This window comes from Streptomyces sp. NPDC049837, assembly GCF_040674455.1.
In the GTDB taxonomy this organism is placed as follows: Bacteria; Actinomycetota; Actinomycetes; order Streptomycetales; family Streptomycetaceae; genus Streptomyces.
Window position 1 is genome coordinate 38860 of record NZ_JBFAMP010000013.1, and the last position, 25029, is coordinate 63888.

Genomic DNA, 25029 nt, shown 5'->3' on the forward strand with positions numbered 1-25029 from the left:
GACCGGCTGGTCCGGGGCGTCTTGCGTTGGTAACTCGGCGGTCACGTCCACATCATGACCCGTTGTCAAGGCTCATGCACGGAACCGATAAGCTTTCGGGCCGTTGCGTCCTTGTCATTTGATCTTTCGCTTTCGATCGTTTGAGGGTTTTGATGGTTCGACTGGGATCGTCGCCCGGAAGTCCAGGGCCCGCCTCACCCGCCCTTTGGGCATTGCCCGCCTTACTGGTCGCGGTGGGCACCGCCGTCGCCGTGGCCCTGGTCTCCGCACCGGCCCGTACCCCGGTCGCCTGGCTCGGGGCCGCCGCCTTCGTCGCGGTCGCGCTCTCCTGCGGTGCGGCCGCCCGGCGCGGCAGGGAGCTGGCGAGCCTCCGGGCGACGGTGGCCGAGCAGCGGACGGCCCTCGCACGGCAGGAGGCGGAAACGGTACGGCTCGCCGACACGCTGCTGCCGGACGTCGTGGGGCGGCTGCGCAAGGGCGAGTTCCCCGAGGACGTCCTCGCCTCGCTGGAGGCCGCCGACGCCTACGCGCCCGGGCTGACGCCGGAGTTCCGGGCCGGCCACCTCGCGGTGCTGCGCTCGGTGCTGGACGCCGTGGTCGCCGAGGAGGACCTGCGCGAGTCGGCGCAGCGGGCGTTCGTGAACATCGCCCGGCGCGTCCAGGCCATCGTGCACCAACAGGCCCAGGAACTGCGGGACATGGAGGACCGGCACGGGCAGAGCCCGAGCGTCTTCGGTGACCTGCTCCGGCTCGACCACGGCACCGCGCTCATCGGCCGGCTCGCCGACTCCATCGCCGTGCTCGGCGGTGCGCGGCCGGGCCGCCAGTGGAGCAAGGCCGTGCCGCTGTACAGCGTGCTGCGCGGCGCGATGTCGCGGATCATCGACTACCAGCGCGTCGAGCTGCACTCGGTCTCCGAGGTCGCGGTCGTCGGTCCCGCCGTCGAGCCCCTCATCCACGCGCTGGCCGAACTGCTGGACAACGCCACCCGCTACTCCCCGCCGCAGACCAAGGTCCACCTGACCGCGGTGGACGTGAACGCGGGCATCGCCATCGAGATCGAGGACGGCGGCGTGAGCATGAGCGAGGAGGCCCGGGGCAGGGCCGAGCGCATGCTCCGCCAGGCCCAGCAGGGCATCGACCTCAACGACCTGGGCGAGACACCGCGCCTGGGCCTCGCGGTGGTGGGCCGGCTGTCGCAGGCGTACGACTTCCAGGTCTCGCTGCGCTCGTCCGCGTACGGCGGTGTCCGTGCCGTCCTCGTCGTGCCGCAGGACCTGATCACCACCGCCTCCTCCGCGACGGGCCTCGCCCACGGCATCGGCACCTCCTCCGGGCCCCGGGGCGCCCTGGCACCGGCCGCACGGGAGGCGGCCGGGCAGCCTGCCGGCCCGGTCCGCCAGGTCACCGGCCCGTCCACGGCGGGGCCCGACGCGCCCGTCGTCACCGAGCGGACCCCGAGCGGCCTGCCGCAGCGGCGCCGCAAGACCCGGGTGACGGCGGAGCCCGCCGCGACGACCGCCACGGCCACGGCCACGGCCACGGCGGAGACCACCGCTTCGGCGGACCCCAGCACGACCACCACGACCACCACGACCACCCGGACCGCCACGACCGAACCGGACCCCGCACCCCAGGTGCAGCCCGGTATGTGGCTGGCCGCCTTCCAGAGCGGCCTGTCCGGTGAACGCCAGACCGGCGCAGACCAGAACAGCGACGCCTCGCCGGCCCCGGCGAGCAAGGGGGAACAGCCATGAGTCAGCAGCGGCCCGATATGGACTGGATGCTCAAGGACCTGGCCGAGAGCGTTCCGCAGACCCGCCACGTCATCGTCCTCTCCGCCGACGGTCTGCGCATGGCGCAGTACGGCGCCGAGACCGACACCGCCGACCGGCTGGCCGCCGCCTGCGCCGGTCTCCAGAGCCTCGCGGGCGCGGTCGCGGCCGAACTCCCGCAGAGCGAGGGCCGGATGCGGCTGGTCGTGATCGAGATGGACGGCGGGTTCTTCTACCTGATGGCGGCCGGCGCCGGGGCCTACCTCGCCGTCCTGGCCGACGAGGGCGTCGACGCCGGACTGATGGGTCAGCGGATGCGCGACCTGGTGGCACGGATCGGAGAGCACCTCAGCAGCCCGCCCCGCCGCGACGGGCAGCCCGCGTGAGCGACCCGGATCACCCGCGCGGTGAGGGCCACGGCTGGGAGGACCACAGTCCCGAGCGGCTGTACGTGATCACCGGTGGCCGCAGTGGCTCATTAGGGTCCGCCCCGCTCGACCTGGTCACCCTGATCGTGGCCAGGTCGGGGCCCAGGCCCGGTATGCAGCCGGAGCACTCGGCGATCATGCGGATGTGCCAGGCTCCGCTGTCGGTGGCCGAGATCTCCGCGTACCTCGCCCTGCCCGTGAGCGTGGTGACCGTCCTGGTCGGTGACCTGCTCACCGCCGGAGACGTCCTGGCCCGCGCGCCCGTCGCCCGCGCCGAACTCCCCGACCTCGCATTGATTGAGGCAGTGATCGATGGACTTCAGAAGCTCTGAGCCACCCGCCGGGCCGCGCCACGAGGACGCCCTGCCGGCGACGGCCACCGCCGCGGTCAAGGTGGTGATCGTCGGCGGCTTCGGGGTGGGCAAGACCACCCTGGTGGGCTCGGTGAGCGAGATCCGGCCATTGACCACCGAGGAGACGATGACCCAGGCCGGGGTCGGCGTCGACGACACGGCGGGCGTGGAGCGGACCAAGAAATCCACCACCGTGGCCATGGACTTCGGCCGGATCAGCATCAACGAGGAACTGGTGCTGTACCTCTTCGGCACCCCCGGCCAGGAGCGCTTCTGGTTCCTGTGGCGCGGCCTGTTCGAGGGCGCGCTGGGCGCGGTGGTCCTGGTCGACACCCGCCGGCTGGAGGTCAGCTTCGACGTGATCGGCAGGCTGGAGGAGCGCGGCGTCCCCTTCGTGGTCGCCGTCAACTCCTTCCCCGACGCGCCCGAGTACCCGGTGGAGGAGCTGCGGGGCGCCCTGGACCTGCCCGAGTCCGTGCCGATCGTCCCGTGCGACGCCCGGCGGCGTGACTCCAGCCGGGACGTCCTGATGACGCTGATGCGCTACCTGCACTCCCTCGCCGTGACCCCGGAGGCATCGTGACCCCGGAGGCTTCCTGACCTGATGGCGGCAGCCTGACCCTGGCGGCATCCCGGCCGCTGCCGCACGGCAGCACGACGAGGGGCGCCCTCCCCTGTGGGGCGCCCCTCGTGATGAAAAGGTGATGAAAACCGCCCGGCGGATGGGCGATCGGTGCGCGGCCGTCCGCCGGGCGGAGGCCGGTCAGCCGTTCAGCCCGTCCCAGCGGGCCCGGAGGGCGGCCGCGCCCTCGTCGGTGAGCGAGCCGTGCAGGCGCATCCGGGCGATGCCTCCGTCGGGGAAGGCGTCGAGCCGGACGTGGGTGGCGACGGCCGCCTCGGGCAGTACGAACCGGTGCGGGGTGTCGGGCTGGAGGCGGGTGCGCGGGATGATCTCGAACCAGTCACCGCTCTCGCCGTCGCGCCCCTGGAGGGCTATCCAGCCCGCGGAGTTGCCCTTGAGGTACGCGGTGTCGATCTCGACGGCCCGGACGGCGCCCTGGGCGGCGAGGCGGAAGCGCACCCAGTCGTTGGTGCCGCGCACGCGGCGGCGGCGGTTCTCCCAGCCGTCGTCCATCTTGCGGGACGTACCGGGCAGGATGATCTGCGTGGGCGACGAGTAGAACTTGTCCGACGCGTCCTCGTACGCACCGCCGTTGAGTACGGAGACGAGGTCGATCGTGCCGAGCAGCTCCAGCCACTCGGGGTCGGCCACCACCTCGCCGTGGACGCGCAGGCGGGCGATGCCGCCGTCGGGGTGCTGGCACAGGCGCAGGTGGGTGAAGCGGCGCTCGGCGCGGATCTCGAAGCCGTTGGCGGCGTGGCCGCGTACGGGGGTGGGCGGGACGAGCTCCTCCCACTTCACGTCGTCGCCGAGCAACTGCTCCGGGCTGGGCGAGCCGGCGACGGAGGTGGCCTGGATGGACACGCGCTGCGGGTAGTTGCCACGGAAGTGGGCGGTGTCGACGACGATGCCGCGGATGACGCCGGGTGCGCCCAGGCGGATGATCGCCCAGTCGTGGTCCTCGGGGGCGGGGAAGGGGCTGTCGCCGTCGGTGCCGCGCCGGCGGCGGGTCTCCCAGCCGTCCATGATCTTGCCCTTGTGCCCGAAGTGCTCCGGGTCGAAGACGGCCCGCTCACGCACGAGGAGGTTCTCGCGCTCGGCGAAGAACTCGTCGTTGGCGGCGACGACCCCGGCGCCGAGGCGGCGGTCGGCCAGGTCGACCAGCTCGGTGAACGGGAAGTCACCGGCGCGGTAGTCGGCGTAGGGGTCACCGCCGCCGTAGGGAGCGGCGTCGTTGGCGTGCGGGTCCTGGTCCGGGCCGGTGAGGCTGGCGTCGAAGGTCATGCGCCGACTCTCCCGCCGCCGGACCCGTCAGGTCCAGTGGAAGTTTCTTCACTGGCTGTTAAGCCCCGCTGAAAGGAGCCGGGCGGTGATTCCGGCCAGCCGCCGGCCCTGGTAGCGGGCGGCGTTGAGCACCTCGTCGCCGGGCGCACCGGCGGAGGAGGGGTGGGCCGTGCCGTAGGGGTTGCCGCCCGCCGCGTACACCGCCGGGTCGGTGAAGCCGGGCGAGACGATCAGCGAACCCCAGTGGTGGAAGGTGTTGTAGAGCGCGAGCAGCGTGGACTCGTTGCCGCCGTGCGTGTTGGCCGCGCTGACGAAGCCGGTGGCGGGCTTGTCGACGAAGGTGCCCTGCTGCCACAGGCCGCCGGTGGTGTCGAGGAACTGCTTGAGCTGCGAGGACACATTGCCGTACCGGGTGGGCGTGCCGAAGGCGTAGGCATCGGCCCAGGAGAGGTCGTCGAGGGTGGCCACCTCCACGTGCCGGGTGGCCTCGACGTGTTCGCGCCACGCGGGCAGCGAGTCGATGGCCACCTCGGGAGCGAGCTCGGGGACCCGGCGCAGGCGGACCTCGGCGCCGGCCTTCTCGGCCCCTTCGGCGACGGCCTCGGCGAGGGTGTGGACGTTGCCGGTGGCCGAGTAGTAGATGACGGCGATCTTGGGTGACATGGCGTGGACCCTTCGGGAGCGTGAAGCGGATTGTTATCCGCTTGCTGACGTCGACGAGTCAACCGGATAGGAATCCGTTTGGCAAGAGGTTCTCGGGAAGAAGCGGATAGTTTTCCGGTACGAGGTCTATGCTGGGAGCATGAACGAGCCGCAGCGCCCCCACCTCCCGCTCGCGGGCGGACCCACCGGCGAGGACGTGGAGCGTGCGGGACGGGTGAAACGCGCCGCGCGCTCGGAGCGGGCCGACGCCGCCGGCAACCGGCGCCGCATCCTGGAGGCGGCCGCGCGGATCGTCGCGGAGAAGGGCCCGGGCGCGCTGACGATGAACGCGGTCGCGCACGAGACCGGAATCGGCGTGGGCACGGTCTACCGCCGCTTCGGGGACGTCGCCCAACTGCTGTTCGCGCTGCTCGACGAACGCGAGAAGCAGTTCCAGGAGGCGTTCATGACCGGCCCGCCGCCGCTGGGCCCCGACGCCCCGCCCCTGGAGCGGCTGCGCGCCTTCCTGCACGCGCTCGCCGACCGCGTCACCGACCAGCTCGACATGATGCTCGCGGCGGAGGCGGCCGCGCCGAGCGCCCGCTACAGCAGTGGCGCGTACGCGACCATGCACACGCACGTGACCGTGCTCGTCACCCGCGTCCACCCGGAGGCCGACGCCTCCCTGCTGGCCCACATGCTGCTCGCGCCGTTCATGCCGAGCCTGCTGCACCATCTGACCCGGGACGCCGCGCGGACACCGGACGAGATCAAAGCCGCCGCCGACACCCTCCTCCTGGGCCTCGCCCGCCCCCGCTGACCGCCGGGGTCACCGGACCGCACCGGACCGCCAGGGTCACCGGACCGCACCGGACCGCCGGGGTCACCGGACCGCCAGGGTCACCGGACCGCCGGGGTCAGGCCGCCGGGGTCACCGGTGTGCCGCCACCTCGCGGAGCGAGGCGAGCAGCCGCGAGACGGCGGGAGCCGACTCCGCACCACGGCGGACCGCCGCGACGACGTGGCGGCGCGGCTGGTCTGCCTCCAGGACCCGCATCACCACGCCCGACGCGCGTTCGGCGGCCGCCATGCGGGGCACCAGCGCGATACCCATCCCCGCCTCCACCATCGCCAGGATCGCCGTCCATCCGGCGGCCGAATGCGCCTGCTCCGGCACGAAACCGGCCGCCTCGCACGCCGCTCTGGTGATCTCCGACCAGGGCCCGCTGCCCCCGAAGATCCACCGCTCCCCCGACAGGTCGGCCAGCCGCAGCCCCGGCGCCGCGGCCAGCGCGTGGCCCGCCGGGAGGGCCACGTCCAGCGGGTCGGCCAGCAGCGGCACACGGCTGAACTTGGGGTCACGGGCCGTCGGCGCGTGCGCCGCCAGGGACAGCGCCAGGTCCACCTGCCCGGCCGACAGCAGCTCGTACGCCTCGGCCGCCTCGGCCTCCCGCACCCGGACCTCCAGGCCCGGGTGCGCGGCGCGCAGCCGCAGCACCGCCGGCACGACCAGCGCGGGCACGGCGGTGGAGAACGCCCCCACCCGGACCTCCCCCGCCTCCCCCTGGAGGTACCCGGCCAACTCGGCGTCCGCCCGCTCCAGTTGCGCGAACACCGCCTCGGCGTGCCGCAGCACGAGGTGCGCCGCGTCGGTGAGCCGGACGCGCCGCCCGTGGGCCTCCAGCAGCCGCACGCCGAGCTGCTTGGAGAGGTTGGTGAGCTGCTGCGACACGGCCGAAGGGGTCATCAGCAACGCCTCCGCGGTGGCGGTCACCGTCCCCCGGTCGCGCAGGGTGCGGAGGATCTGGAGCTTCTTGATGTCCCACTCGGTCATGCCCCGCAACCTACACAAGGAGATTTCCGGCCTTCCTCTACCAATAAGGATCTTTGGCGTCTCCAGGACATCGAGCCCGATACCGGTTGCCGCCCACCATCCCGGACTTGGAAACTCCTTGGCGCGCCCGGCGCACGAGCACGGGCATCCGGCCCGGAACTCCGTAGGGGGACATCCGCATGGCACTGCGCAAGTCGACCGCCGCGCTGGTCGCGGCCCTGGCTCTTCTCGCCACGACGCTCGGACTCACCACCACGGCCACCGCCGCGCCCGGCGGCGCCACACACCACGACGTCACCGTCCAGACCGGGACGACAGACCCGGACGACGGCGACGGCGGTAGCGACAGCGACAGCGACAGCGACGACGGCAGCGGGGACAGCACCCCCGCCGGCCACGCCCACTGACCGCCCGTCGCGCCAACGCTCGTGAGGGCCTCGTCCACCGCCCGGCCACCGGCGGTGCGAGGCCCTCACGCCGGTTCACCTCGGCCTGGCCGTCCCCAGGAGCACACCGCCCAGGATCAGCGCCATGCACAGGAACTGCGACGGGCCCATCGACTCGTCGAGCAGCGCCCAGGACAGCAGCGCCACGCACACCGGCTGGAGGTAGTACACGACGCCCGCCCGGGCCGCCCCGATCAGCGCGATCGCCTTGTTCCAGGCGAAGAAGGCCACGGCGGAGGAGAGGACGCCGACGTACACCAGCGGCCCCACCGTGCCGGCCGTGGGCTCGAAGCCGCCCTGCACGGCGAGGCTCACGCCGTACGCGGGCAGCAGCACCAGGGCGCCGAGGACGAAGGTGGCGAACAGGAAGACCGGTCCGCCCAGTTCGGCCGGCCGCCGCTTGAGCAGGGCGCTGTACGAGGCGAAGCACACCGCGGCGGCCACGATCCACAGGTCGCCGGCGGCCAGGTCGGGCACGAGGGAGCCCCTGCCGACCAGGAGCAGCACGCCGGCGCAGGCGGTCAGCATGCCGGTCAGGCGGCGCGGGCCCAGCCGGGCGCCGCCGAGCCTCTCGTACAGCGCCATCAGGACCGGCGAGGCGGCCATGACCATGCCCATGGTGCCGGCGGAAGTGGTGAGCCCGGCCTGGTTGACGAGGGTGTTGTAGACGGTGACGCCGAGCAGGGACGCGAGGGTGACGAACCCCAGGTGACCGCGGATGAGCTTCCGCTCGCGCCACGCCCGACGGGCGGCGAAGGGGGCGACGGCGAGGATCGCGACGACCCAGCGCCAGAAGGCGGCCTGCACGGGCGGGACGGAGTCGTGGAGGGCGCGGGAGGTGACGAAGCTGCCCGACCAGACGACCGTCGCGACGGCCGCGAGGAGGAGCCCGAGGCCGGAGGCCCCGACGACCACACCCCTTCCGGTCGTCGGCTCATCGATACGGACGCGGTCCAGGACTGCCACGGTTATCCCTTGCCTCTCTCCCCACGAGGGGATGTCGGTTGCGGGATCTACCGTCGCAGCGCGGTACCACTTAGGTCCATCGAAACTTTTTCATCTATTTATTCAGCAAACCTGAACGGTTTGGGGATAGCTGAGCCCGGGCGGTACGGGGTACCACCCGGGCGGGTCGGCGAGTGAGCCGAAGTCAGACCTTCTTGGACTTGTCGAGCACCATGACCAGGCCCGCGATCACCGCGAACAGCACGATCGGGGCGGCGACGTACAGGCCGAGGGTCTCGGCCACGCTCAGGCCGGAACCCGGGTCGTCACCGTCGTCGCGGGTGAGCGCGAGCGCGGGGGACGACATGAGCAGCATCATCAGCGTCGTACCGGCCGCGACGGCGCCGGCGCGCAGGGCGTTCTTCTTGTCCACGGTGCAAACGTAGCGAACGCCTAAAGACCCCGCGCGTCCGGGGGGGCCGTTGCCGGGCGCAGCACGTCCATCAGGGCGTGCAGGCGCGGCGAGACGGACAGGTCCTCCAGGGTGACGGGGCGGCCCTCCGCGTCGGCGATCGGCAGTCGCCAGTTCGGGTACTGGTCCCAGGTGCCGGGCAGGTTCTGCGGGCGGCGGTCGCCCACCGCGTCCGGGAGCCAGACCCCGGCCATCCGGGCGGGTGTGCGGCGCAGGAAGCGGTACACCGCGCGGATCTCGGCCTCCTCGTCGCGCGGGCCCTCCTCCAGCAGGCCCAGCTCCCGCAGGTACGCCAGCCACTCGGCGACCTCCTCGGCGTCCTCGGCCCGCTCCTCGTCCAGGGGGCGGGTGAGCAGCCCGAGCCGGTGGCGCAGCTCGACGTGCTCGCCGGTCAGCCGGGCGGCGGTGGACGGCAGGTCGTGCGTGGTGGCGGTGGCCACGCAGTCCGCCCGCCAGGTCCCGGGCGGAAGCGGCCGCCGCGTACCCTCCCAGTCCCGCTCGAACCACAGCACGGACGTGCCGAGCACACCGCGCCGCTGGAGGGACTCCCGTACGCCGGGCTCGACCGTGCCGAGGTCCTCGCCGATCACGACGGCGCCCGCGCGGTGGGCCTCCAGGGCGAGGATCGCGAGCATGGCGTCGGCGTCGTACCGGACGTACGTCCCCTCGGTGGGCTCCCGGCCCTCGGGCACCCACCAGAGCCGGAACAGCCCCATGACGTGGTCGATGCGCAGCGCGCCCGCGTGCCGCAGCAGCCCGCGCAGCAGCTCCCGGTAGGGGGCGTAGCCCGAGGCGGCGAGCGCGTCGGGGCGCCAGGGCGGCAGGCCCCAGTCCTGGCCGCGGGCGTTGAACGCGTCCGGCGGGGCGCCGACCGACATCCCGGCGGCGAACGCTTCTCCTTGCGCCCACGCATCGGCGCCGTCCGGGTGCACGCCGACCGCGAGGTCGTGGACGATCCCGACGGCCATGCCCGCTTCCCGGGCGGTCCGCGCGGCGGCGGCGAGCTGCTCGTCGGTGAGCCAGGCGAGCCGGCAGTGGAAGTCGACCCGGTCGGCCAGCTCGTCGCGCTCGCGCGCGGTGGCGGCCGAGCGCGGGTCGCGCAGGCCCTCGGGCCACTGCCGCCGGTCGGCGCCGTACCGTTCGACCAGCGCGCACCAGGTGGCGTGGTCCAGCAGCGCCTGTCCCTGGGCGGCGCGGAACTCGCGCAGGGCGGCCTGCCGCCCGGGGCCGAGCGGCACGCGCCGCAGCAGCTCCAGGGCCTGCCGCTTGAGCACCCACACCGCGTCGCGGTCGATCAACTCGCCCTTGCGCAGCACCCCTTCGCGCAGTTCCGCCGCGCGCCCGATGAGCGCGTCGAGCTCGGTGCGCTCCTCGACGCTGAGATGGCCGCGTACGTACGCGTACTCGGGGACGTCCTCGATCCGCAGGTGGACCGGGTCCGGGAAGCGCCGCGAGGAGGGGCGGTACGGCGAGGGGTCGGTGGGCGTGCCGGGAACGGCCGCGTGCAAGGGGTTGACCTGCACGAACCCGGCTCCCAGCGCCCGCCCCGCCCAGTCGGCCAGCTCGCGGAGGTCGCCGAGGTCGCCCATGCCCCAGGACCGGGTGGACAGCAGCGAGTAGAGCTGGACCAGCACGCCGTACCCGCGCCCGGAGGGCTGCGGCACGCGCGCGGGGGCCACGACGAGCGTGCTGTGCGCGGTGCGCCCGTCGCGCGCCCGGGCCCACAGCCGGTGCACGCCCAGCGGGAGGCGGGCCCAGCGGGGCGTGCCGGAGATCTCGTCGCCGTGCTCGGTGGTGATCCGCACGTCGGTGCCCGGCGGGAGCGCCGCGAGCGGGCGGGGCAGCTCGGGCGGGCGCCCCTGTGGGGCCGCGTCCTCGCGGGGGCCGTCCTGCCACAGCACCAGCACCGGCGGGAGCAGCCGGGCGTCCCTGGCCGCCTCGGTGGCGGCCAGGGACGCGCGCAGCGCCCCGGGCGTGGCGGCGTCGACGTCCAGGGCGGCGAGGACCTCCACCACCGTGGCGTCGGGGACCGGGACGGTGACGCCCGCGGACGGGGAGTACGCGGTGGCGACACCGTGCAGCGCGGCGAGCCGGGCAAGGGTCATTCAGGCTCCTGTGGACTCCGGTCCGCCGGCCGTGCGGTGCGCGGTCGGCTCGCTGGTCAGGGGGGTGAAGTCGGTGAGTGCGGGTTCGCTGGTGAGGGGGGTGGCGTCGGCGAGCGGCGGCTCGCTGGTCAGCGGGGTGTCGGCGGCGGGCAGATCCGCCGGAAAGGCCGGGCCCAGGACCTGGCCGGGGGCCTGTTCGGGGACCTGTTTGGAGAGGGCGGTGAGCAGGAGCTGGGCTGAAGCGGCCATGGTGGCCTCCCTGTGCGGGTGACAGTGGGACACAGCAGCCCTACCCAGTGGGCGGCCACACATCCGTCCAACGTGGCGTCGGTCACATGGCGTTCCCGTGACGGGAATTGGACCGCCTCCCGTACCCCGGTAGGCAAATACGACACAACGGCCACGCACATTGACACCTTCGGCGAGTCGGTGGTGGGCTCGAAACCGACCGGTTCAGCCACCGGTCGGGCCACCGGCAAAGCTACTCGCAGAACAACGAAAGACGAGGGGAGACGCGCGTGCAGTTCGGGCGCTTCGGCCGCGGGAAGCGGACCGCGACGGCCGTCGCCGTCGCCGTGATCGGCGGGCTGCTGGGCGGCGCTCCCGGCGCGGTCGCCGCACCCGGCGGGCCCGGCTCCCCCACCACGACCGTGCCCGAGCGGGACGGCGCCGCGCTGCCCCCGGTGTGGCCGCGCCCACAGTCGCTCCGCGCGGCCGGCACGGCGGTGCCGCTGGGTGACGAGGTGACGCTCCTGGCGGGCGAGGGCGCCGACCCGTACGCCGTGAGCGCGCTCCGGGACATCCTGCGCGGCGCCGGTGTGCGCACCGTCCACACCGGACCGGACGGACGCGGGCCGGTTGTGCTGTTGGGCGGCACCGGCGCGCAGAGCGCCTTGCGCGCCCTGCGTGCGCCCGAGCGCGGCGACCTGCCGTCGGGCGGGTACCGCATCGCGACCGGCCGGTACGAGGGCCGTGACACGGTCGCCGTGGACGGTGTCGGCACGGACGGGCTGTTCCACGCCGTCCAGACGCTGCGCCAGCTCATAGCCGCGGACCGGGCGGTGCCCGGCGTCCTCGTGCGCGACTGGCCCGGTACCGCCGTGCGCGGCCTGACGGAAGGTTTCTACGGCCGCCCCTGGAGCCACCAACAGCGGCTCGCGCAGCTCGACTTCATGGGCCGCACCAAGCAGAACCGGTACCTCTACGCCCCCGGTGACGACCCGTACCGCCAGACCCAGTGGCGCGAGCCCTACCCGGCGGCCCAGCGGGCCGAGTTCCGGGAGCTGGCCGAGCGGGCCCGGCGCAACCACGTGACGCTGGCCTGGGCGGTGGCGCCCGCCCAGGCGATGTGCCTGGCCTCGGAGGACGACCTGTCGGCGCTCAAGCGCAAGGTCGACGCCATGTACGCGCTGGGGGTGCGCGCCTTCCAGGTGCAGTTCCAGGACGCCTCCTACGACGAGTGGCACTGCTCCAGGGACGCGGACACCTTCGGCTCGGGCCCCGCGTCGGCGGCCCGGGCGCACGCGCGCGTGGCGACGGAACTGGCGCGGCACCTGGCCGGCCGGTACCCGGACGCCGAGCCGCTGACGCTGATGCCGACCGAGTACTACCAGGACGGCGCCACCGAGTACCGCACGGCGCTCGCCGCCGAGCTGGACGACCGGGTGCAGGTGGCGTGGACGGGCGTCGGGGTCGTCCCGCGTACGATCACCGGCCGCGAACTGGCGAGCGCCCGGGACGTGTTCGGGCACCCGCTGGTCACCATGGACAACTACCCGGTCAACGACTACGCGCAGGACCGTATCTTCCTGGGCCCCTACATGGGCCGTGAGCCGGCCGTGGCGTCCGGTTCCGCAGCCCTGCTGGCCAACGCGATGGAGCAGGCGGCCGCGTCCCGCATCCCCGTCTTCACCGCCGCCGACTACGCCTGGAACCCGAAGGGCTACCGCCCGGGCGAGTCCTGGCACGCCGCGCTGAACGACCTCGCGGGCGGCGACCCGAAGGCCCGTGAGGCGCTGCACGCCCTCGCCGGGAACGACGCCTCCTCCATCCTCAGCCGCACCGAGTCGGCGTACCTCCGTCCGCTGCTGGCCGACTTCTGGCGCACCCGCGCGAGTACGACGGCGGACGCGGGCGCCCGGGACCGGGCGGCGCGGGGGCTGCGGGCGGCGTTCACGGTGATGCGCGAGGCCCCCGAGCGGCTGGCCGGCACGGCGGACGGGCTGCTGGACGACGAGGTGCGGCCGTGGCTGGAGCAGTTGTCGCGGTACGGGCGCGCGGGCGAGGCGGCGGTGGACATGCTCCAGGCGCAGTCGCGGGGTGACGGCGCGGCGGCGTGGCGGGCCTCGCTGGAGCTGGAGCCGCTGCGCGAGGAGCTGGCGTCGAGCCCGGTCACGGTCGGCGACGGCGTGCTGGACCCGTTCCTGTCGCGGGCCGTCGAGGAGGCGGCGCGGTGGACGGGCGCGGCGCGCCGGGCGGGCACGGTCGCGCGCGAGGACGGGGCGTACACCGTGCGCCTGGACCGGGCGCGCCCGCTGGACACGGTCACCGCGATGACGGCGCCCGGGGCGCACCCCGCGAACGGTTCCGTCGAGGCGCACGTACCGGGCGAGGGGTGGCGGCGGCTGGGCGAGCTGGCGGCGAGCGGCTGGACCCAGGCGGCCGTGCGGGGCGTGGCCGCCGACGCCGTGCGGATCACCTGGAGCGGGCGGTCCCCGGGGGTGCGGGCCCTGGTCCCGTGGTTCGCGGACGAGCCGCAGGCCCGCCTGGAGCTGCCGCACACCGAGGCGGACGCGGTGATCGGCGGCGCCCCGAGCCGGGTGAACGCGGTGCTGGCCGCCCAGCGGCCCGGCGAGGTGCACGGCACGCTGACGGCGAAGGCCCCGAAGGGCCTGAAGGTCACCGTCCCGAAGCAGACCACCGTCCCGCGCGGCACGGCCGCCACCGTTCCGGTCGACATCACCGTCCCGGCGGACACCCCGGCGGGCGACTACCGGGTGCCGCTGTCCTTCGCCGGCCAGGAGCGCACGCTCACCGTCCGGGCCTACCCGGCGACGGGCGGCCCCGATCTGGCCCGTACCGCGACGGCCACCTCGTCGGGCGACGAGACCCCCGACTTCCCCGCCCCGGCCGCGATCGACGGCGACCCCGGCACCCGCTGGTCCTCCCCGGCCGAGGACGGCGCCTGGTGGCAGATGGAGCTGGCCCAGCCGGTCCGGCTCGGCCAGGTGGTGCTGCACTGGCAGGACGCGTACGCGAGCCGGTACCGCATCCAGGTGTCGGCGGACGGCCGCGTCTGGCGCACGGCGGCGACCGTGCAGGACGGCAAGGGGGGCCGCGAGGCGGTCCGCATGGACGCCCCGGGCACCCGCTTCATCCGCGTCCAGGGCGACACGCGGGCGACCGAGTACGGCTACTCACTGCTCACGGTCGAGGCCTACGCGGTAACGGCTCCCTAGGACGCAGGAAGGCCCGGACCGTCAGGCGGAGATGCCGTCGATCCGGGCCATCGCGTCGTCCGCGCCGTACGGCTGGAGGTACGGCAGCCAGCGCGGGTCCCTGTGCCCGGTCCCGATGATGCGCCAGGCCAGGCCGGTCGGCGGGGCGGGTTGCTGGTGGAGCCGCCAGCCCAGCTCCCGGAGGTGCCGGTCGGCCTTGACGTGGTTGCAGCGGCGGCAGGCCGCCACGACGTTCTCCCAGGCGTGCTGTCCGCCGCGGCTTCGCGGCACGACGTGGTCGACGCTGGTTGCGACGCCACCGCAGTACATGCAACGCCCGCCGTCGCGGGCGAAGAGGGCTTTGCGGGTCAGAGGAACGGGCCCCCGGTAGGGGACCCGTACGAACCGCTTCAGGCGGACCACACTGGGTGCGGCGATGACACGGGTCGCGCTGTGCATGAAGGCGCCGGATTCCTCGAGGCAGATGGCCTTGTTCTCCAGGACGAGGACGAGCGCGCGGCGGAGCGGTACGACGCCGAGCGGCTCGTACGACGCGTTGAGGACCAGGACATGCGGCACGGATGCCTCCTATTACGCCGGCGGCGCGTGGCTCGCGCCGGGACGATCTGCTCTCAGTCTCTCCTCATGCCAGGTCGAAGCGCCACCACGTACCGGTAACGGGCCCGAAGTGTTTTCGACCACACCCGGATCATCCCCAGGTGAGACGCAGCTCTCCCTCGAACATGGCAACGAACCACCCCCGATGAGCCGTTAAATGTAATTGGTCCGCTTGTCCATCCTGGAGGTTCCCGCCGTGCTCTGGTCCGCCGTTCCGGCTGCCGACCCCACACCCGCGCCGGTGTCGCTCGACGAAGCCGCCAAGCAGGCCGGTGAGGCCGCCGGCTGGGTGGAACAGAACTGGTCCACCTGGTTGAGCACCGGTCTGCGCATCCTGCTGATCCTGGCCGTGGCCGTGGTGCTGCGGCATCTGGTGCGCCGGGCGCTGACCAAGCTGATAGAGCGGATGAACCGCAGCGCCCAGGCGGTCGAGGGGTCCGCGCTGGGCGGCCTCCTGGTGAACGCCGAGCGCCGCCGGCAGCGCTCCGAGGCGATCGGTTCGGTCCTCCGTTCCGTCGCCTCGTTCCTGATCATGGGCACCGCGGGGCTGATGATCCTCGGTGCCTTCAACGTCAATCTGGCGCCGCTGCTCGCCTCGGCCGGTGTCGCCGGTGTCGCGATCGGTTTCGGCGCCCGCAACCTGGTCACGGACTTCCTCTCCGGCGTTTTCATGATCCTGGAGGACCAGTACGGGGTCGGTGACTCGGTCGACGCGGGGGTCGCCTCCGGCGAGGTGATCGAGGTGGGGCTGCGCGTGACGAAGCTGCGCGGCGACAACGGTGAGATCTGGTACGTCCGCAATGGCGAGATCAAGCGGATCGGCAACCTGAGCCAGGGCTGGTCCACGGCCACGGTCGACGTGACGGTCCGCCCGACCGAGGACCTGGACCACGTCCGCTCGGTGATCGGCGAGGCCGGGGACGCCATGGCCAAGGAGGAGCCCTGGAACGAGCGCCTGTGGGGCCCGGTCGAGATCCTGGGCCTCAACGAGGTGCTGCTGGACTCCATGACGATCCGGCTCTCAGCCAAGACCATGCCGGGCAAGTCCCTGAGCGTGGAGCGCGAGCTGCGCTGGCGCATCAAGCGGGCGTTCGACGAGGCGGGCATCCGCATCGTGGGCGGCCTCCCGGCGGCCCCGTCGGAGGACGGCCCGGCGGACCCGACGGCGGGCATGGCGCCCCCGTCCGCCTTCGCCTCCGCCACCTCCCCCCAGTCGGTCGCGGCGACCCCGCTGACGCCTCCGCCGAACCTGACGAAGTAGCCCCCGCACCCCGGCCCCCACCTCCAGCGATTACCCCCCGGCGATCTCCCGAACGGTCGCCATGTCGCTGAAGGGCAGCAGCCGGTCACCGACGATCTGGTGCGGCTCGCTGCCCTTGCCGGCGACCAGGACGATGTCGTCCGGGCCCGCGGCGGACAGGGCGAAGGCGATGGCGCTGCGGCGGTCGGCGCACCGTTCGTACGGTGTGCCGGTCGCCGCCAGGCCCGGCAGGATCTGGTCCAGGATCGTCTCCGGATCCTCGTTGCGGGGGTTGTCCGAGGTGAGGACGCACAGGTCGGAGTGGGTCCCGGCGATCCTGCCCATGTCGGCCCGCTTGGTGGTGTCGCGGTCCCCGCCGCACCCGAAGACGGTGATGACGCGGCTGCGGGCGAAGCCGCGGATGGTGGTCAGGACCTTGTCCAGGGAGTCCGGTGAGTGGGCGTAGTCGACGATCACCGACGTACCGCCGGGCGTCCGGAAGCGTTCGAACCGGCCCGGCACGGGTGGCATCCTGTCGAGCGCGCCGACCAGCCCGCGCAGATCGTGTCCCAGGATGTGGCAGGCCGCCACAGTCGCCAGCGCGTTGGACACGGAGAACCGCCCCGGAATGGGGATGCGCCCCGGATACGTGCGCCCGCCGTGGTGCAGCGTGAAGCGGGTTCCGGTGGCGTCCACCACGAGGTCGGTGGCCCGGTAGTCGGCGTCGGCGTCAATGGCGTACGTGGTCACCTCGCCCGGCATCATCGTCATGATCCCGGCGCTCACGGGGTCGTCGGCGTTGACCACCGCGTACCGGCACAGGCCCTGGAACAGGCGCAGCTTGGCGTCCCGGTAGTTCGCCATCGTGCCGTGGTCGTCCAGGTGGTCCTGGGTCAGGTTGGTGAAGACGCCGACGTCGATGAACGTCCGGTCCACCCGGTGCGTCAGCAGGCCCATGGACGTGGCCTCCAGGACCACGCTGCCGACCCCGCGGTCGCGCATGCATCCCAGCAGGTATTGCAGATCCGGCGACTCCGGTGTGGACAGGACGGACCGCGGCATCGGGATGAGCTGGTCGCCGATCCGGCTGCCGGCCGTTCCGATGACCCCGACCTTGGCGCCCTCCGAGATGCGCAGCGCCGACTCGACCATGTACGAGACGGACGTCTTCCCGTTGGTGCCGGTGACCGCCACCATGTCCATCCCGCGCCCCGGCTCCCCGAAGTAGCGGGACGCGACGGCCGCTCCCGCCGCCCTGGCGTCCGGCACCCGCACGGCGCACACATCAGCGGGCGACGCCCACACCGACTCGGGCAGCTCCGGAGCCGTACCGTCCACGACGACCGCGGCCGCTCCGCGCGCGAGGGCCGGCGCCACGGAGCCGGGACCGCCTTCGCGGTGCCCGGGCACGGCGATGAACAGCGACCCCGGCGTCACCCGGTCGGTGTCGAAGGTCGGCCCGCCGGTGATCCACGTCTTCTCCGGATCACCCCGCAGCACATGGTGCTCCTGCCCGGCCAGCAGTTCGCTCAGCTTCACGGTGATCCCTTCGACGGTGGCTCGGCCCCGTCGTGCGGCTGTCGCCAGGCGGCAGCGCCGGCGGCGCCGGAAGCTGCGGTGATGAGGTGATGAGGTGGAGCGGCAGACACGTTCCGGCAGGAGCCGGAGGGAACACTCGGTCTGCGGTCGGAAGCGGGCGGGAAATCGTCAGCCGTGACCGTGCAGCGCGACGCGCCTGATCCCGGGCGCCTCGGTGTCGCCCGCCGACAGCACGGAGGCGGCCTGCTGGCACTCCCTCACGGCGCTCGTCCGACCCATGGTCGGAGTGTACGTCGGCCCGGCACCGCGGGATTCCGGACGGATCGGCGGACAGCTATTGACGGGCTCCGGACGTGCGCCTTACCGTCCCCACGCAATAGGAAAGTTTCCTAACAATGTGAGGGCAGGTGCATCGCGCCGTGACCGGAGCCTCCGGGAACACCCCCGGCACGCCGCGCGTGCTGCGGGCCATGAACGACCGGGCCGCGCTCGATCTGCTGCTGGAGCACGGGCCCCTGTCCCGGACCCGGATCGGGAAGCTGACCGGGCTGTCCAAGCCGACCGCCTCGCAGCTCCTGGCGCGGCTGGAGGCGGCCGGGCTGGTCGTGGCGACCGGGGTGACCGAGGGGCGGCCGGGGCCGAACGCACAGCTCTACGCCGTCAACGCGCGCGCCGCGTACGCCGCCGGGCTGGACGTGAACCCCCGGCGCATCCGCGCTGCGGTCGCCGACGTGACCGGCGCGGTGGCCGGGGAGTTCGAGCTGGCCACCCCGCAGCGGCCCGCCGGCGACGTCGTACGGCAGGTGACCGAGGCGCTGGACGGGGCGGTGAAGGCGGCCGGCATCACGCGGACCGAGGTGCACCGGCTGGTGATCGGCACGCCGGGCGCCTTCGACCCGTCGACCGGGCGCCTCCGGTACGCCTCCCACCTGCCGGGCTGGCACTCCCCCACGCTGCTGGACGAGCTGGCGGCGGCCCTCCCCATGCCGGTCGAGTACGAGAACGACGTGAACCTGGTGGCGGTGGCCGAGCAGCGGCTCGGGGCGGCCCGGGGGCACGGGGACTTCGTCCTGCTGTGGAACGAGGAGGGCCTGGGCGCCGCGCTGGTGCTCGGCGGGCGGCTGCACCGGGGGTTCACCGGGGGCGCCGGCGAGGTCGGCTTCCTGCCCGTGCCGGGCGCGCCCCTGGTGCGGCAGGTCACCAAGGCGGGCAGCGGCGGCTTCCAGGAGCTGGCCGGCGCCCAGGTGCTGCCCCGGCTGGCGCGCGAGTACGGCATCGACGACATCCCGCGCGGGGAGCGCGGCGAACACGCGGAGGTCGCCGCCGCGCTCCTGGCCCGGGCGGCGGCCGCGCCGGACTCCGAGCCGCACCGGCGGCTCCTCGACGCCTTCGCGACCGGGCTCGCGACCGGCCTCGCCTCACTGGTCGCGGTCCTCGACCCCGAGCTGGTGGTGCTGTCCGGCGAGGTGATCGTCGCCGGGGGCGAGGCGCTGCGCGCCCGCGTCCAGGCCGAGCTCGGCGAGCTGGCCGCCGCCCGGCCGCGGCTCGTCATCGGCGGCGTACAGCGACACCCCGTGCTGCGCGGCGCGCTGGAGAGCGCGCTGGCCGCCACGCGCGACGAAGTCTTCGACACCTCTCGCCACAGCTAGCCGACGAACAGGGAGACACCGCCATGAACCGCACAGCCCTTGGCGCGCTCGCCTCGGCCGCCGCCATAGCCCTGCTCACCTCCGCCTGTACGGGCTCGGCCGCGTCCGGCGCGAGCGACGACCCGAACGCCAAGGTCACGCTGACGTTCTGGCACGGCTGGTCGGCGCCGAACGAGGTGAAGGCGGTGAACGCCGCCATCGACCGGTTCGAGGCCGCGCACCCCAACATCACGGTGAAGGCCGTCCCCAACATCACCGACGACAAGATCCAGCAGGCGCTGCGCGCGGGCGGCTCGAACGCCCCGGACGTGGTGTCGTCGTTCACCACCGACAACGTGGGCAAGTTCTGCTCGTCCGGCGCCTTCGCCGACCTGAAGCCGTTCATCGACAAGGCGAAGATCGACCTGGAGAAGACGTTCGCCAAGCCCCGCCTGGCCTACACCCAGTTCGAGGGCAAGCGCTGCACGCTGCCGCTGCTGGGCGACGCCTACGGGCTGTACTACAACAAGGACGCCTTCAAGGAGGCGGGGATCACGGCGCCGCCGAAGACGTGGAGCGAGTTCGACAAGGCCGCCGAGCAACTGACGAAGCCGAAGGGCGACTCGTACGAGCGGCTCGGCTTCATGCCCACCTTCCACGGGTACGAGTCCACCCCCGGCCACCTGGTCGCCCAGTGGAGCCCGACATACTTCGACGAGAACGGCAAGTCCGCCATCGCCAAGGACCCCGCCTTCGCCGCCATGTTCACCTGGCAGAAGAACCTCATCCGGAAACTGGGCGGCTTCGAGAAGCTGGAGAGGTACCGCAACACCTTCGGTGACGAGTGGGGCGCCAAGCACCCCTTCCACACCGGTCAGGTCGCCATGCAGCTCGACGGCGAATGGCGGCTGGGCATGACCGCCGACGCCAAGGTGCCCTTCGAGGTCGGCGTCGCGCCGCTCCCGGTCCCCGACGACCAGGCCGCCGACTACGGCAAGGGCTACCTGTCCGGGACGATCGTGGGCATCGCCTCCACCAGCCGGAAGCAGAACGCCGCCTGGGAGCTGGTCAAGTACCTGACCACCGACACGGACGCGGTGGTGAACTTCGCCAACGAGCTGCGCAACGTCCCCTCCACGCACGACGCGCTCGCCTCGCCGAAGCTGAAGCTCGACCCGCGCTTCAAGACGTTCCTGGACATCGCCCGGCATCCGAAGTCCAACACCACCCCCGCGTCCGTCAACGGCGGCGCCTACCAGGTGACCCTCCAGGAGTTCGGCTACCGGCACGAGGCCGGCAAGGTGGCCGACCTCAAGGCCGGTCTGGAGCGGACGGCCGCGCAGATCGACACGGACATCGAGAAGGCGAAGTGACGGTGCACACGCTGCGTGCGAAGCGCACCCGTGGCACGCTCCGTACCGTCGCCTTCCTCTCCCCCTGGCTGGTCGGCTTCGGCGTCTTCTTCGCCTACCCGCTCGTGTCGACCGTGTACTTCTCGTTCATGGACTACGACGGGTTCGGGGCGCCCGTCTTCAACGGCCTGGAGAACTGGCGTTACGTCTTCGCCGACTACCCGGCCTTCTGGCCGTCGATGGCGAACACGCTGTGGCTGGTGGTCGTCATGGTCACCTGCCGGGTCGTCTTCGGGCTGGGCGTCGGGCTGCTGATCACCAGGATCAAGACGGGCGCGGGCGTCTTCCGCACCCTGTTCTACCTGCCCTACCTGGCCCCGCCGGTCGCCGCGACGCTCGGCTTCGTCTTCCTGCTCAACCCCGGTACGGGCCCGGTCAACGCGATCCTCGCCGACCTGGGCCTGCCCGCCCCGGGCTGGTTCAACGACCCCGCCTGGTCCAAGCCCGCGCTGACGATGCTCGCGGTGTGGGGCGTCGGCGACCTGATGGTGATCTTCATGGCCGCCCTCCTCGACGTACCGAAGGAGCAGTACGAGGCGGCCGAGCTGGACGGGGCGTCGGCCTGGCAGCGCTTCCGGTACGTCACGCTCCCCAACATCTCGCCGATCGTGCTGTTCGCCGTGGTCACCGGGGTCATCCAGACCATGCAGTACTACACGCAGCCCCTGGTCGCCGGGAAGGTCGCCTCCGGGATCATCGGCAACAGCGGGCAGCAGTTCGAGCCGGGCTACCCGGAGAAGTCGACGCTGACCCTGCCGCAGCTCGTCTACAACCTCGGCTTCCAGCGCTTCGACTACGGATCGGCCTGTGTCGTCGCCCTGGTGCTGTTCGCTCTCGCCATGGCCTTCACGGCGCTGCTCATGCGGCGGCGCGGCGGTCTCGTTCAGGTGGGTGACTGACCGCCATGACCCATGTGCTGGACACACCGCTGAAGGTCACGCCGGCCGCGCGCACGGCCCGCCGCAAGGCGGTGCTGCACTGGATCGCCGTGCACGCGCTGGGCGTGGCGGCCGCACTGTTCTTCGTGCTGCCGTTCGTCTTCCTCTTCCTCACCTCGCTGATGAGCGACCAGCAGGCGCTCACCCGCGATCTCACCCCCGACACCTGGGAGTGGGGCAACTACGGCCGGGTGTGGGACACCCCCGGCTTCCTGACGTGGTGGAAGAACACCCTGCTGTACGCGGGGCTGGGGACGCTGCTCACCGTGGTGTCGTCGATCCCCGTGGCGTACGCGCTCGCGAAGTTCCGCTTCCGGGGGCGGCGGCTCGCGCTGATGCTGGTGATCTCGATGATGATGCTGCCGCCTCAGGTGATCATCATCCCGATGTACCTGTTCTGGGCCCGGCAGATGGACCTGTCCGGCTCGCTGTGGCCGCTGATCATCCCGATGGCGTTCGGTGACGCGTTCTCCATCTTCCTGCTGCGGCAGTTCCTCCTCACGATCCCGGACGAGTACCTGGACGCGGCCAAGGTGGACGGCTGCGGCGAGCTGAGGACACTCCTGCGGGTGGTTTTGCCGATGGCGAAGCCGGGCATCGCGGCTGTCGCGCTGTTCCAGTTCTTCTACGCCTGGAACGACTACTTCGGACCGCAGATCTACGCGTCGGAGAACCCGGCCGCGTGGACGCTGAGTTACGGACTGGAGTCCTTCAAGGGCGCGCACCACACCGACTGGAATCTGACCATGGCCGCGACCGTGCTGGTCATGGCCCCCGTGATCCTCGTCTTCTTCTTCGCCCAGAAGGCGTTCGTCGAGGGCGTCACGCTGACCGGAGTGAAGGGCTAGAAGGTATGAAGCTGGCTGTTGTGGGGGGCGGTTCCACGTACACCCCCGAGCTGGTCGACGGGTTCGCGCGGCTGCGCGACACCCTCCCCATCGGTGAGCTGGTCCTCGTCGACCCGGCCGCCGACCGCCTTGAGCTGATCGGCGGGCTGGCCCGGCGGATCTTCGCCAGGCAGGGGCACCCCGGGCTGGTGACCACCACGGCCGACCTGGACGCCGGGGTCGACGGCGCCGACGCCGTCCTGCTGCAACTGCGCGTCGGCGGGCAGGCCGCCCGGCAGCAGGACGAGACGTGGCCGCTGGAGTGCGGCTGCGTCGGGCAGGAGACCACCGGGGCCGGCGGCCTCGCCAAGGCGCTGCGCACGGTGCCGGTCGTGCTGGACATCGCCGAGCGCGTACGCCGGTCCAGCCCGCGCGCCTGGATCATCGACTTCACCAACCCGGTCGGCATCGTGACCCGGGCGCTGCTCCAGGCCGGTCACCGGGCCGTCGGGCTGTGCAACGTCGCCATCGGCTTCCAGCGCAAGTTCGCCGGGCTGCTGGACGTCACGCCGGACGCGGTCCACCTGGACCATGTGGGGCTCAACCACCTGACGTGGGAGCGCGGGGTGCGGCTCGGCGGGCCGGAGGGCGAGGACGTGCTGCCCAAGTTGCTCGCCGAGCACGGGGACGCCATCGCCGACGACCTGCGGCTGCCGCGCGAGGTCCTGGACCGGCTGGGCGTGGTCCCCTCGTACTACCTGCGGTACTTCTACGCGCACGACGAGGTCGTACGGGAGCTGGGCACCAAGCCGTCGCGCGCGGCGGAAGTCGCGGCGATGGAGCGGGAGCTGCTGCGGATGTACGGCGACCCCGCGCTGGACGAGAAGCCGGAGCTGCTCGCCAAGCGGGGCGGGGCCTTCTACTCGGAGGCGGCGGTGGACCTGGCGGCGGCGCTGCTGGGCGGTGCCGGCCCGGGCACGCAGGTGGTGAACACGTACAACCGGGGCACGCTGCCGTTCCTGCCGGACGACGCCGTGATCGAGGTCCAGGCCGCCGTGGGTCGCTCCGGCGCCTCGCCCCTGGCCGTGCCCGAGCTGGACCCGCTGTACGCGGGGCTCGTCGCCCATGTGTCGGCGTACGAGGACCTGGCGCTGGAGGCCGCGCTGCGCGGCGGGCGCGACCGGGTGTTCAAGGCGCTGCTGGCGCACCCGCTGATCGGCCAGTACGCGGCGGCCGAGGGGCTCACCGACCGGCTGATCGCGCACAACCGGGAGCACCTGGCGTGGGCGTGACGGCCGCCGTCCTCGCGATCGACGCGGGCAACAGCAAGTCGGACGTGGCGTTCGTCGGCGAGGACGGCGCGGTCCTGGCCTCGGCGCGCGGGCCGGGCTTCCAGCCGCCGAGGGTGGGCGTCGGGGCCGCGCTCGACGTGCTGGAGGCCACGGCCGGCGAGGCGCTCGCATCCGCGCGGACGGACATCGACGGCGTACGGCACGTGTCGGCCTGCCTGGCCAACGCCGACTTCCCTTCGGAGGAGGCGGAGTTGGCGGCCGCCCTGCACGCGCGCGCGTGGGGGCGGTCGGCCGCGGTGCTCAATGACACGTTCGCGATCCTGCGGGCGGGCGTCGACGAGCCGCGGGGCGTGGCGGTGGTGTGCGGCGCGGGCATCAACTGCGTGGGCATGCTGCCGGATGGGCGCACCGCCCGCTTCCCCTCGGTGGGCCGTATCTCCGGTGACTGGGGCGGGGGTTCGTTCCTCGCGGACGAGGCGATGTGGTGGGCGGCCCGGGCGGAGGACGGGCGCGGTGAGCCGACGGAGCTGGCGCGTGCCCTGCCGGCGCACTTCGGTCTGGACTCGGTGTACGCGCTGATCGAGGCGCTGCACCTGGGGCGCGTCCCGGCCGGGCGGCGGCACGAGCTGACGCCGGTGCTGTTCGCCACGAGCGCGGCGGGCGACCCGGTCGCGCGTGCCGTGGTGGAGCGGCAGGCGGAGGAGGTCGTCGCCCTGTCGACGGTCGCCCTGGACCGGCTCGGGCTGCTGGACGAGGAGGTACCGGTGCTGCTGGGTGGCAGCGTGCTGGCGGCCCGGCACGCGGAGCTGAACGGCCGGATCGCCGAACTGCTGGCCGTCAAGGCGCCGAAGGCCGCCGTCCGCGTGGTGACCGAGCCCCCGGTGCTGGGCGCCGCGCTGCTGGGCCTGGACCACGTGGGGGCGCCCGCCGGGGCCCTCGCACGGGTGCGGGCGCACTACGGGCGGGGACCGGAACAGGGAACCGGCGGGCGCCGGCCGACGTATACAGAAGGGGGTTCGAAAGGTGGTGCGAGGGGGCCACGGGCACGATAAGAACAAGATCGAGTCAAGCCTGGTGTGAAGACCGGCCCCTTTGGCCATACTGCGGTGAGCGACCGAGGGGGAGGTCACGTGACATACGCACCGGATGCGCCGGCCGCGCCGAGCGCGCCACGTGCGCCGGCGACGCCCGC

At 72.9% G+C, this 25029-nt stretch carries 23 protein-coding genes; 14 read left to right on the top strand and 9 right to left on the bottom strand.

What is annotated here, in order from left to right; translation table 11 throughout:
* The first annotated feature begins 152 nt into the window (after positions 1–152).
* From AB0J57_RS29120 to AB0J57_RS29135, 4 genes are read left to right on the top strand one after another with little or no spacing between them, the layout of a single operon-like run.
* Positions 153–1757 carry an ATP-binding protein gene (locus AB0J57_RS29120; RefSeq protein WP_366131313.1) on the top strand — a complete coding sequence of 535 codons (1605 nt, stop codon included), beginning with the start codon at positions 153–155 and terminating at the stop codon, positions 1755–1757.
* Complete coding sequence (locus tag AB0J57_RS29125) at positions 1754–2161, top strand: roadblock/LC7 domain-containing protein (RefSeq protein ID WP_366131314.1); 408 nt, start codon at positions 1754–1756, stop codon at positions 2159–2161. Before AB0J57_RS29120 ends, AB0J57_RS29125 begins: the two co-directional genes overlap by 4 nt.
* Positions 2158–2535 (top strand): DUF742 domain-containing protein, encoded by a 378-nt coding sequence (locus AB0J57_RS29130; RefSeq protein WP_366131315.1) that lies wholly within the window; start codon positions 2158–2160, stop codon positions 2533–2535. Before AB0J57_RS29125 ends, AB0J57_RS29130 begins: the two co-directional genes overlap by 4 nt.
* Positions 2516–3139, top strand: a complete 624-nt coding sequence (locus AB0J57_RS29135; RefSeq protein ID WP_366131316.1) for an ATP/GTP-binding protein — start codon at positions 2516–2518, stop codon at positions 3137–3139. Before AB0J57_RS29130 ends, AB0J57_RS29135 begins: the two co-directional genes overlap by 20 nt.
* A 180-nt stretch (positions 3140–3319) precedes the next feature.
* Here AB0J57_RS29135 and alc read toward each other — a convergent pair whose 3' ends face one another.
* Together alc and wrbA are read right to left on the bottom strand one after the other, a co-directional pair.
* Complete coding sequence (alc, locus tag AB0J57_RS29140) at positions 3320–4462, bottom strand: allantoicase (protein WP_366131317.1); 1143 nt, start codon at positions 4460–4462, stop codon at positions 3320–3322.
* Positions 4463–4510: 48 nt separating this feature from the next.
* A complete protein-coding gene (gene wrbA, locus AB0J57_RS29145; RefSeq protein WP_366131318.1) occupies positions 4511–5125 on the bottom strand; it encodes an NAD(P)H:quinone oxidoreductase in 615 nt (204 codons plus the stop codon).
* Between the two features lie 139 nt (positions 5126–5264).
* Here wrbA and AB0J57_RS29150 point away from each other — a divergent pair, with 139 nt between their 5' ends.
* Positions 5265–5924, top strand: a complete 660-nt coding sequence (locus AB0J57_RS29150) for a helix-turn-helix domain-containing protein (protein WP_366131319.1) — start codon at positions 5265–5267, stop codon at positions 5922–5924.
* A 111-nt stretch (positions 5925–6035) separates the two neighbouring features.
* Here the strand turns inward: AB0J57_RS29150 and AB0J57_RS29155 are convergent, their stop codons facing one another.
* Complete coding sequence (locus tag AB0J57_RS29155; RefSeq protein WP_366131320.1) at positions 6036–6938, bottom strand: LysR family transcriptional regulator; 903 nt, start codon at positions 6936–6938, stop codon at positions 6036–6038.
* A 179-nt stretch (positions 6939–7117) separates the two neighbouring features.
* Here AB0J57_RS29155 and AB0J57_RS29160 point away from each other — a divergent pair, with 179 nt between their 5' ends.
* The gene (locus AB0J57_RS29160) at positions 7118–7345 is read left to right on the top strand and encodes a hypothetical protein (protein WP_366131321.1); all 228 of its coding nucleotides are present in this window, start codon (positions 7118–7120) and stop codon (positions 7343–7345) included.
* A gap of 75 nt (positions 7346–7420) precedes the next feature.
* Here the strand turns inward: AB0J57_RS29160 and AB0J57_RS29165 are convergent, their stop codons facing one another.
* The 4 genes from AB0J57_RS29165 to AB0J57_RS29180 form a co-directional block, all read right to left on the bottom strand.
* Positions 7421–8326: an EamA family transporter gene (locus tag AB0J57_RS29165; protein ID WP_366131464.1), complete on the bottom strand. Its 906-nt coding sequence runs from the start codon at positions 8324–8326 to the stop codon at positions 7421–7423.
* Positions 8327–8534: 208 nt separating this feature from the next.
* Positions 8535–8762 carry a hypothetical protein gene (locus AB0J57_RS29170; protein ID WP_366131322.1) on the bottom strand — a complete coding sequence of 76 codons (228 nt, stop codon included), beginning with the start codon at positions 8760–8762 and terminating at the stop codon, positions 8535–8537.
* A 20-nt stretch (positions 8763–8782) separates the two neighbouring features.
* Positions 8783–10906: a 4-alpha-glucanotransferase gene (gene malQ / locus AB0J57_RS29175; RefSeq protein ID WP_366131323.1), complete on the bottom strand. Its 2124-nt coding sequence runs from the start codon at positions 10904–10906 to the stop codon at positions 8783–8785.
* A complete protein-coding gene (locus AB0J57_RS29180; protein WP_366131324.1) occupies positions 10907–11155 on the bottom strand; it encodes a hypothetical protein in 249 nt (82 codons plus the stop codon).
* 269 nt (positions 11156–11424) lie between these two features.
* On the opposite strand from AB0J57_RS29180, the gene AB0J57_RS29185 reads away from it, so the two are divergent.
* The gene (locus AB0J57_RS29185; protein WP_366131325.1) at positions 11425–14364 is read left to right on the top strand and encodes a beta-N-acetylglucosaminidase domain-containing protein; all 2940 of its coding nucleotides are present in this window, start codon (positions 11425–11427) and stop codon (positions 14362–14364) included.
* A gap of 21 nt (positions 14365–14385) precedes the next feature.
* Here the strand turns inward: AB0J57_RS29185 and AB0J57_RS29190 are convergent, their stop codons facing one another.
* The gene (locus AB0J57_RS29190; protein ID WP_366131326.1) at positions 14386–14922 is read right to left on the bottom strand and encodes an HNH endonuclease; all 537 of its coding nucleotides are present in this window, start codon (positions 14920–14922) and stop codon (positions 14386–14388) included.
* A 235-nt stretch (positions 14923–15157) separates the two neighbouring features.
* On the opposite strand from AB0J57_RS29190, the gene AB0J57_RS29195 reads away from it, so the two are divergent.
* Entirely contained in the window at positions 15158–16222 is a 1065-nt protein-coding gene (locus AB0J57_RS29195; protein WP_366131465.1) for a mechanosensitive ion channel family protein, read from the top strand.
* 30 nt (positions 16223–16252) lie between these two features.
* Here the strand turns inward: AB0J57_RS29195 and AB0J57_RS29200 are convergent, their stop codons facing one another.
* A complete protein-coding gene (locus AB0J57_RS29200) occupies positions 16253–17740 on the bottom strand; it encodes a UDP-N-acetylmuramoyl-L-alanyl-D-glutamate--2,6-diaminopimelate ligase (protein WP_366131327.1) in 1488 nt (495 codons plus the stop codon).
* Positions 17741–18159: 419 nt separating this feature from the next.
* Between AB0J57_RS29200 and AB0J57_RS29205 the strand changes: the two genes are divergently transcribed.
* From AB0J57_RS29205 to AB0J57_RS29230, 6 genes are read left to right on the top strand one after another with little or no spacing between them, the layout of a single operon-like run.
* On the top strand, positions 18160–19389 hold the full coding sequence (locus AB0J57_RS29205) for an ROK family transcriptional regulator (RefSeq protein WP_366131328.1): 1230 nt from the start codon (positions 18160–18162) through the stop codon (positions 19387–19389).
* A 23-nt stretch (positions 19390–19412) separates the two neighbouring features.
* Positions 19413–20741, top strand: coding sequence for an ABC transporter substrate-binding protein (locus tag AB0J57_RS29210; protein WP_366131329.1), 1329 nt, complete (start codon positions 19413–19415; stop codon positions 20739–20741).
* Positions 20738–21679 carry a sugar ABC transporter permease gene (locus AB0J57_RS29215; RefSeq protein WP_366131330.1) on the top strand — a complete coding sequence of 314 codons (942 nt, stop codon included), beginning with the start codon at positions 20738–20740 and terminating at the stop codon, positions 21677–21679. The genes AB0J57_RS29210 and AB0J57_RS29215 overlap by 4 nt, the downstream gene beginning before the upstream one ends.
* Positions 21680–21684: 5 nt before the next feature.
* Entirely contained in the window at positions 21685–22566 is an 882-nt protein-coding gene (locus tag AB0J57_RS29220) for a carbohydrate ABC transporter permease (RefSeq protein WP_366131331.1), read from the top strand.
* Positions 22567–22571: 5 nt separating this feature from the next.
* Positions 22572–23837, top strand: coding sequence for a 6-phospho-beta-glucosidase (locus AB0J57_RS29225; protein ID WP_366131332.1), 1266 nt, complete (start codon positions 22572–22574; stop codon positions 23835–23837).
* On the top strand, positions 23828–24889 hold the full coding sequence (locus AB0J57_RS29230; protein ID WP_366131333.1) for a BadF/BadG/BcrA/BcrD ATPase family protein: 1062 nt from the start codon (positions 23828–23830) through the stop codon (positions 24887–24889). The genes AB0J57_RS29225 and AB0J57_RS29230 overlap by 10 nt, the downstream gene beginning before the upstream one ends.
* Positions 24890–25029: the final 140 nt, after the last annotated feature.